Origin of the sequence: Chryseobacterium populi (genome assembly GCF_000282115.1) — a bacterium.
GTDB lineage: Bacteria > Bacteroidota > Bacteroidia > Flavobacteriales > Weeksellaceae > Chryseobacterium > Chryseobacterium populi.
This window is the reverse complement of the sequence record NZ_AKJY01000093.1, coordinates 1-1,103: the sequence shown is the minus strand read 5'-3', so window position 1 is coordinate 1,103 and position 1,103 is coordinate 1. Positions and strand designations below refer to the sequence as shown.

Genomic DNA, 1,103 nt, shown 5'->3' with positions numbered 1-1,103 from the left:
GCAGGATTTACGCATACAAAAGGAGTTACGGTATTCGTTAAAATAGGAACTTTATCTACAAATATTTTGGCATTTTTAATAGAGTGTCTTGCTGAAGCACCTCCTGTAGCTGCCGAGAAACCGAAGTATCCCTGCGTCATTCCTATAGCGCCTCCTGAAGGAGCGAAAGATTGATCTACAATCAGAACACCGTCAATTCTTACTTTAATGATCCAGTTGGTAGGGTTGGTAAGATCTGTCTCTCCGTTTACTTCTACATGCTTGTAAGTTGCCCCGACAAAAGGTTGGGTAGGGTTCAAATCCGGTGAGTGAAATGTGCTTCCCGGTGTATTATTGAATTCTATATTGTTGTTGGTAGAGTTATTGGTTCCATATAAAAGGTGAACCTTACTCATTTGTCCTTCAGTGGTATTGTTGAAAATATCAAAGCCTACCATAAGACCCGAAGCATTAGCCGGAATTCCCAGCCCTCCTCCCGATACAAATCCTGTTGGCGGATTTGCCAGATACCAGAAAGTGAATCCGTCTCCTCTTCCGTATTGAGGGGTACCATTTCCGTCAATTCTAAAGTCAAATTCGACTTTCCATTTGTCGCAGTATCTCAGATTGATAGGATTGGCTAGTTTTATAGCCCCATACTGGCCTCCCTGATCCGGGGTGAGTTGTATAAAGTCTCCATTGACAGCCGCACTTGAAACCAGATCCCAACCTGTAGTGTTTACCGGGTTTCCTGTAAGTTGATAAGTTTGGGATAAAAGTGTGCCAGGCAGACTTAGTAAAATGATAAAAAAATAAGTGAGTAGAGTTTTTTTCATTTGAAACAAAGCTGTTTAAATTATTAGTAATACAAATTTATAGTTTTTTAATCATTTATTAGTTAAAATGATATTAATTATATACTCATTTCCTACTTGGTGTTGTTATTTTTCAATAAATATTAAATTTCACAATAAAAATGACAATATTTAATATTTTCTTCTGAAGTAAAATTCATAAAAAAAAGGATCACTCTAATTATGAGCGATCCTTTTAATTCTTTATTTTAATCTGTATTATTCCCTGTTTTTCACCAGTATCCAGCCTGAATATTTAAAAGGAGTATT

At 36.5% G+C, this 1,103-nt stretch carries 1 pseudogene; it reads right to left on the bottom strand.

The features are described 5' to 3' along the window. Nucleotides 1-815 (bottom strand): annotated as a pseudogene (locus tag PMI13_RS17870) (lectin-like domain-containing protein); the annotation flags it as partial. Nucleotides 816-1,103 lie beyond the last annotated feature (288 nt).